A 6,876-nucleotide genomic window follows, 5' to 3' on the forward strand; every position below is an offset into this window, starting at 1 on the left:
CCTCCATTCTCACCGACCGGCTGCGACGACGCATGCCACATCGGTGCGGATGTGCTGTGGGTGAACTAACAGCCGAAACTCCCCGTGAAACCGATTGGGAACTATCAATCGGTGTAGAAGAAGGGATAAGATCGTGACTCCCTGCGCGTACCTCAGCGGCCCGCCCCACCCACATCGGCGGACCCGCCTTCCACGCGTCAGGACGGCATCAACGCAGAAGGAACCCTTCAGTGCTGCTCAAGCTCATTGCCAAACACTCACGCCCCTATGTGTGGTGGATCGTGCTGGTCCTGGTTTTCCAGCTGGCCTCCACCATCACCCAGCTCTACCTACCCTCCCTGAACGCGCGCATCATCGACGAGGGTGTCGTCAAGGGTGACGTGGGCAGGATCTGGGATCTGGGCGGCGTCATGCTCGTGGTCGCCTTCGTCCAGGTCGCGGTCGCGGTGGCTGCCGTCTGGTGCGGCTCCCGCGTCGCCATGGCCGTGGGCCGTGATCTGCGTGCTCGCGTCTATGCACAGGTGTCCGCATTCTCGGCCCGCGAGGTCAACCACTTCGGCGCGGCCACCCTCATCACGCGTGGCACCAACGATGTGCAGCAGATCCAGATGCTGACTCTGCTGACCCTGAACCTCATGATCACCGCGCCCATCATGTGCGTCGGTGGCATCATCATGGCCCTGCGTGAGGACGCCGGCCTGTCCTGGCTGGTGTGGGTCTCCGTTCCCGCACTGTTCGCCATCGTCATTTTCCTGGTCTTCAAGTTGATGCCGCTGTTCCAGCAGAACCAGGACCGCCTGGACGCCATCAACGGCGTGCTGCGGGAACAGATCACCGGCATCCGCGTGGTTCGTGCGTTCACCCGCGAGCAGCACGAGACCGAGCGTTTCGGCACCGCCAATGACGGTCTCACCAAGATCGGCGTGCGGGTCGGCAATCTCTTCGTGCTCATGTTCCCGCTGATCATGCTGGTCCTCGAGGGCGCCACCACGGCCGTGCTCTGGTTCGGCGGCCACCGTGTGGATGCCGGGCACATGGAGGTCGGCTCACTGACCGCCTTCATGCAGTACCTCATGCAGATCCTGACCTCGGTGATGATGGGCACCTTCATGGCCATGATGGTCCCGCGCGCCATGGTCTCGGCGAACCGTATCGGGGAGGTCCTGGACACCGAGCCTTCCGTGTCCGACGCCGTGGCGAACGACCCAGCGCCCGTGCCGGGTGCGCCTGCTGTGGAGTTCCGTGGGGTCGCCTTCGGCTACCCGGGTGCGGAGAAGAATGTGGTGCAGGGCTTGGACTTCGTGGCCGAGGCCGGGAAGACCACGGCCATCATCGGTTCCACCGGCGCCGGCAAGACCACTCTGTTGAACCTGATCCCGAGGCTGTACGACCCGGATCGGGGGGAGGTGCTCATCCATGGCGTTCCGACCTCGGAACTCTCCCGGGCACGGTTGGCCGACGCCGTGGCGGCGGTGCCGCAGAAGCCCTTCCTCTTCTCAGGCTCGGTGGCTTCCAACCTCCGCTTCGGCGACGAGGACGCCACCGACGAGACGCTCTGGGAGGCACTGCGCGTGGCGCAGGCCGATGACTTCGTGAGCCAACGCGACGGCGGCCTGGACTCCGGGGTCTCGCAGGGCGGCACCAACGTCTCCGGCGGTCAGCGGCAGCGACTGTGCATCGCCAGGGCCCTCGTCGCGCGGCCGGATGTCTACCTCTTCGACGACTCGTTCTCCGCACTCGACGTGGCCACCGACGCGCGGCTGCGGGAGGCGCTGAAGCCTTACACCGAGGACGCCGCCGTGATCCTCGTGGCCCAGCGCGTCTCCACCATCACCGATGCCGACCAGATCCTGGTCCTGGACCACGGGGAGATCGTGGCCCGGGGGACTCACGAACAGTTGCTGGAAACCAGCGAGACCTACCAAGAGATCGTCCGATCCCAGATCAGTGCGGAGGAGGTGGCCTGATGCCGAAGAACAAGAAACGTGACCGGGCGGCCGAGGCGCCGCAGGCCGCCGAGGCGGTCACCGCCGTCGGCCATGAGAGCGACGGCGACGCGACCGAGGCCATGAGCACCGACGACGGCTTCGGCGGTTCGCAGGACCTGCGCAAGGCCCAGCACTTCTGGGGTTCGGCCAAACGTCTGCTCGGCCTGCTCTCCCCGTACAAGATCGCCATGATCGTGGTGTTCGTGCTGGTGGCGGCCTCCGTGGTGTTCAACGTGATCGCCCCCAAGGTGTTGGGGCGGGCCATGGACGTGATCCTGGGCGGCATCGTGGGCCGCTCCATGCCCGAGGGCATGACCAAGGAACAGGCCGTGGAGGCCGCCCGTGCGGCGGAGGGTGCCGAAGCCGCGGATCGACTGGAGAAGATGCACCTGGTCCCCGGCCAGGGTGTGGACTTCGTGGAGCTCGGCCACATCATTGCGACCGTTTTGGTGCTCTACTTCGCTGCGGCGTTCTTCATGTGGTTGCAGGGTTGGCTGCTCAACCGTCTGGTGATGCGCGTGGTGCGCAACCTCCGCGAGCGCGTTGAGGAGAAGCTCAACCGGCTGCCACTGAATTACTTCGACACCCGCCAACGCGGCGACGTGCTCTCCCGCGTCACCAACGACGTGGACAACATCCAGCAGGGCCTGCAGCAGGCGCTCTCGCAGCTGGTCTCCTCCATCATGACCGTGATCGGCATCGTGGTGATGATGTTCGTGGTCTCCTGGCAGCTGGCACTGATCGCTCTCATCGCGCTGCCGTTGACCGGCGTCATCATGGGCCTGATCGGCAAGCCGTCGCAGAAGCGCTTCGTGGCGCAGTGGAAGTCCACCGGCGCGCTGAACGGGCACGTGGAGGAGTCCTTCTCCGGCCACGAACTCGTGAAGATCTTCGGCCGAGAGGATGTCATGCGTCAGCGCTTCGACGAGCGCAACGAATCGCTTTTCAAGGCCGCCTACGGCGCGCAGGGGCTGTCGATGTCGATGATGCCCATCATGATGTTCGTGTCGTATTTGTCCTACGTGGGCATCGCCGTGGCCGGCGGGCTGAAGGTGGCCTCCGGCACCATGAGCCTGGGCGACGCGACGGCGTTCATCCAGTACTCGCGTCAGTTCACGCAGCCGCTGTCGGAGATGGCCGGTGTGTTCAACCAGATGCAGTCCGCCGTGGCCGCCGCGGAACGGACCTTCGAGCTGTTGGACGCGGAGGAGGAGGAACCCGACAACGAGACCTCCACCCTGCCGGAACGTGCAGAGGGGCGCGTGGAGTTCAAGGACGTGGACTTCTCCTACCTGCCTGACACGCCGCTGATCGAGGACCTGGACCTGGTCGTGGAACCCGGCCACACGGTCGCGATCGTTGGACCAACCGGCGCGGGCAAGACCACGCTGGTGAATCTGGTGATGCGCTTCTACGAGATCGACTCCGGCGCCATCCTGCTGGACGGCGTGGACACCACGACCTTGTCGAGGCAGCACCTGCGTGAGCAGGTGGGCATGGTGCTCCAGGATGCGTGGCTCTTCGGCGGGACCATCATGGAGAACATCCGCTATGGACGTCTGGACGCCACGGACGAGGAGGTCATCGCCGCGGCGAAGGCCACGTACGTGGACAGATTCGTGTCGTCACTGCCGGATGGTTATCAGACCGTGTTGGACGAGGACGCCACCAACGTCTCGGCGGGCGAGCGGCAGCTCATCACGATTGCGCGGGCCTTCGTTTCAGACCCGTCGCTGCTGATCCTCGACGAGGCCACCTCTTCGGTGGACACCCGCACCGAGCTGCTGGTGCAGGAGGCCATGAACGCCCTGCGCGCCGACCGCACCAGCTTCGTGATCGCTCACCGTCTCTCCACGATCCGCGACGCCGACACCATCTTGGTGATGGAGGCCGGCCACATCGTGGAACAGGGCAACCACGAGGCACTGCTGGCCAAGAAGGGCGCCTACTACCGCCTCTACATGGCGCAGTTCCAGGGGCCGGCCGTGGACGAGGAGGCCGAGGCTGCGGCGGCGGAGCCGCCCGGAACCGGGGCGCTGCCCATGGTGAGTGACCCGCAGGCGTCGGGTACCGAGTCGTCGGACACTGGTGAGGCGCCAGGAAACGAGTCCGGCGCGTGAGCGCGCCCGTCGCCCCACGCGTCCCGCTCGGTGACCCCTCGGTCACCGGGCGGGACGGCGCCTGGGGCGACTTCGGCCTCGGCGGGGAGTTCGACGGCGTCCGCCTGAGCGGCCGCGCGGCGGACGCGCTTGGGCCTGGGCCTGACGGCGGTGCCGCCGACCTCACGGATGTCACCTTCCGTGATTGCGTCCTGGCGGGCGCCGACCTGTCGCAGCTGCGGTTGGACCGCTGCCGCTGGGAGGGGAGCCTTCTGGAGGACGTGTTCGCAGACCGGCTGGCCGCGGCCCGCTCGGGGTGGCGGCACATGGTGGTGAGGCGGATGCGGGCCGGGCTGCTGGACCTGGTGGATGCCAAGGTCAACGGGCTGTACGTGACTCAGGCGAAGATCGGATCGCTTGACCTGCGCCGGGCCTCGGTCTCGGACGTCCTGATCGAGGATGCTTCCATCGAGGACCTGGACCTGTCCGAGGCGCGCGTTACCCGGCTGGCTTTGCGAGATGTGAGGGTAGCGCGGCTGGTCGTGGCCGGTGCCGTGCTGCGTGATGTGGACCTACGCTCTGCGGACCTGCGCACAGTGGGCCCGGTCGCGGGACTACGCGGCGCGGTGATCAGCGCCCGCCAACTTGAGGCGCTCGCACCGGCCTTCGCTGAGGAGTTCGGACTGAGGGTGCTGTAGCTTCTGCCGACCCTGTCCACCGGCACCGACCCGAATCATGTCGACGCCGTTGACGTCGCTGAGGTCGGGATCGTGTCGGTGGAGTTCGCCGCGGCACCACGCTTGAGCCGCCCGGTGCGCTCCATCCACACGTCGAACGGGATGGTCATGAACGGCAGCACCGACATCACCAACCCCACCGGGACCAGCCACCAGGACCACCGGAAGCGGAACGCCACGTTGAGACCGGCCACACAGAAGCCGATCCAGGCGAGGCCGTGGACCCAGCCCCAGACCGTCACCAGCACCGGCGTGCCGTCCAGCGGATACTTCACCACCAAGGCGATGATCATCCCCACCCAGCTCACCGCCTCGATGATGGACATGGTGCGGAAGAACAGGGCGGACGCGCGGTCGAGGCGACCGGTGGTGAGGGGCACGGTGGGCTCCGGATCAAATGAGAGGCACAGGACAAAACGCTGCATGAACTCTATCCGGGATGTCTCGGATGCTTAAGGTGGAGTCCATGACCTATCTCCCTCCGGAACAGCGCCCTCACCTAGAGCACCCGCTTCCTCCGGTGGGTCCTCCACAGCAGTACTACGTTCCGGGTTCGCAAGACCAGGGCCAGTATCCGGGGCCGCAGCCGCCGGGCATGCGTCGCAGACGTAGGCACCCTCAGGCGCAGCTGGAACGGTTCACCTGGATGGACCTGGCCACGGTTCTGACCTACTTCGTCGTGATGATGGTGGGCGTGGTGGGGCTGCTCGCCCCGCTCTTCGTGTCCCCTGACGTGCTCAGAGACAACCTGGACGTGGCCGGATTCGTCCTCAACTTCGTCTCCTACGTCATCTGTGTCGTCATGGTGGTCCTCAGCCTGAAGAAGGAATTGTGGAAGTCGTTCAAGACCTTCCTCTGGTACCCGTGGGCCAAATTCCCGTCCGTGCCGGGGGCCTGGTTCGTGTGCATCATGCTCACGGCCTTCTTGGTCAGCCTTTTCGCCGCGTCCCAAGGTATCGGTCCGAAGGACATCACCCAGAGCGAGAACCAACAGGCCGCAAACTCGATGATGAACGCGGTCGCCTTCTTTCCGATGCTGTTGATGGTGGTGGTGATGGGGCCACTCGTGGAGGAGTACCTGTTCCGTCACCTGCTGATCGGCAAGTTGTCCGGAGTTCTGAGCCGTCGCCTGCCACGCGTGGCCAGGGTGCTGAACCCGTGGGTTCTCATGGTGATCGCCGCTGTCGCCTTCTGCGGCCTGCACTTCATCGGTTCCGGCGAAGTCCCCACCCTCATCACGGGTACCCCCTATCTGCTGATGGGGATCTCCTTCGGCACCGGGTACCTGCTCTCCGGGAAGTCGATCGGCTTCTCCTACAGCATGCACGCTTTCAGCAATCTGATGGCCCTGATCGTCGGCTATGCCCTGGGCACTGACCTGCTTGGCTGGGGTCCGGTGGGGGCCTGATGGCCGACGTGTGGCACGGCCACGCCCGCGGTTCCTCTGGTTACCGCCGCATGATCCTCGCCCTGTTCTGTGCTGGCATCGCCACCTTTGCGCAGTTGTACTCGGTGCAAGGCACGCTTCCTGCCTTGGCAGCGGCAGAGAACATCAGCGAGTCGCGGGCTGCATTGGCGGTCTCCGCGGCGACCCTGGGCCTGGCGGTCGCGGTGATCCCGTGGTCACGCGTGGCCGACCGACATGGCCGTCGTTCCACCATGCGTCTGGCCATCAGCGCCGCCGTGATCCTGGGACTGGCCGTTCCGTTCGCCCCGACCTTCGAGGTGCTGCTCGGGCTACGCTTCGTGGAGGGGCTGGCTCTGGGTGGGATCCCTGCCGTGGCCATGGCCTACCTGACGGAAGAGATCTCTCCGGTGGCCGCTGCCGTGGCAGGCGGTACCTATGTCTCCGGAACCAGCCTGGGTGGCCTGATGGGTCGGCTGCTGGCCGGCCCCCTCGGGGACGTGTTCACGTGGCGGGTGGGGACGTTCGCCGTCTCAGCGCTGGCCGCGTTGGCGGCAGTTGCGTTCTTCCTGCTGGCTCCTCGGCCGCGCGGTTTCGTGCCGGTGGTGAAGCATTCGGAGCGCGACCTCCCTCTGCTGAGCAAGCTC

General features: G+C 65.9%; 6 protein-coding genes. 5 read left to right on the top strand and 1 reads right to left on the bottom strand.

Features of this window, described 5'->3' with window-relative positions; genetic code table 11:
• The first annotated feature begins 230 nt into the window (after positions 1-230).
• From Q0A15_RS14735 to Q0A15_RS14745, 3 genes are all read left to right on the top strand, one after another.
• A complete protein-coding gene (locus Q0A15_RS14735; RefSeq protein ID WP_291280280.1) occupies positions 231-1,967 on the top strand; it encodes an ABC transporter ATP-binding protein in 1,737 nt (578 codons plus the stop codon).
• Between the two features lie 101 nt (positions 1,968-2,068).
• Positions 2,069-4,108, top strand: coding sequence for an ABC transporter ATP-binding protein (locus Q0A15_RS14740; RefSeq protein ID WP_291280285.1), 2,040 nt, complete (start codon positions 2,069-2,071; stop codon positions 4,106-4,108).
• Positions 4,105-4,785 carry a pentapeptide repeat-containing protein gene (locus Q0A15_RS14745; protein ID WP_291280281.1) on the top strand — a complete coding sequence of 227 codons (681 nt, stop codon included), beginning with the start codon at positions 4,105-4,107 and terminating at the stop codon, positions 4,783-4,785. Before Q0A15_RS14740 ends, Q0A15_RS14745 begins: the two co-directional genes overlap by 4 nt.
• A 35-nt stretch (positions 4,786-4,820) precedes the next feature.
• Here the strand turns inward: Q0A15_RS14745 and Q0A15_RS14750 are convergent, their stop codons facing one another.
• On the bottom strand, positions 4,821-5,204 hold the full coding sequence (locus tag Q0A15_RS14750; RefSeq protein ID WP_291280282.1) for a DUF3817 domain-containing protein: 384 nt from the start codon (positions 5,202-5,204) through the stop codon (positions 4,821-4,823).
• A gap of 86 nt (positions 5,205-5,290) precedes the next feature.
• On the opposite strand from Q0A15_RS14750, the gene Q0A15_RS14755 reads away from it, so the two are divergent.
• Together Q0A15_RS14755 and Q0A15_RS14760 are read left to right on the top strand one after the other, a co-directional pair.
• Positions 5,291-6,232: a CPBP family intramembrane glutamic endopeptidase gene (locus Q0A15_RS14755; protein ID WP_291280283.1), complete on the top strand. Its 942-nt coding sequence runs from the start codon at positions 5,291-5,293 to the stop codon at positions 6,230-6,232.
• Positions 6,232-6,876, top strand: a 645-nt coding sequence (locus Q0A15_RS14760) for an MFS transporter (protein ID WP_291280284.1), incomplete at its 3' end; no start/stop codon positions are given. The genes Q0A15_RS14755 and Q0A15_RS14760, both read left to right, overlap by 1 nt.

It is taken from the genome of Galactobacter sp. (assembly GCF_022712295.1).
Classification (GTDB): domain Bacteria; phylum Actinomycetota; class Actinomycetes; order Actinomycetales; family Micrococcaceae; genus Galactobacter.

Excerpts from the sequence above, each read along its gene's own strand:
- Q0A15_RS14740 (WP_291280285.1), top strand. The coding sequence starts at position 2,069 with ATGAGCACCGACGACGGCTTCGGCGGTTCGCAGGACCTGCGCAAGGCC.
- Q0A15_RS14755 (WP_291280283.1), top strand. The coding sequence starts at position 5,291 with ATGACCTATCTCCCTCCGGAACAGCGCCCTCACCTAGAGCACCCGCTT.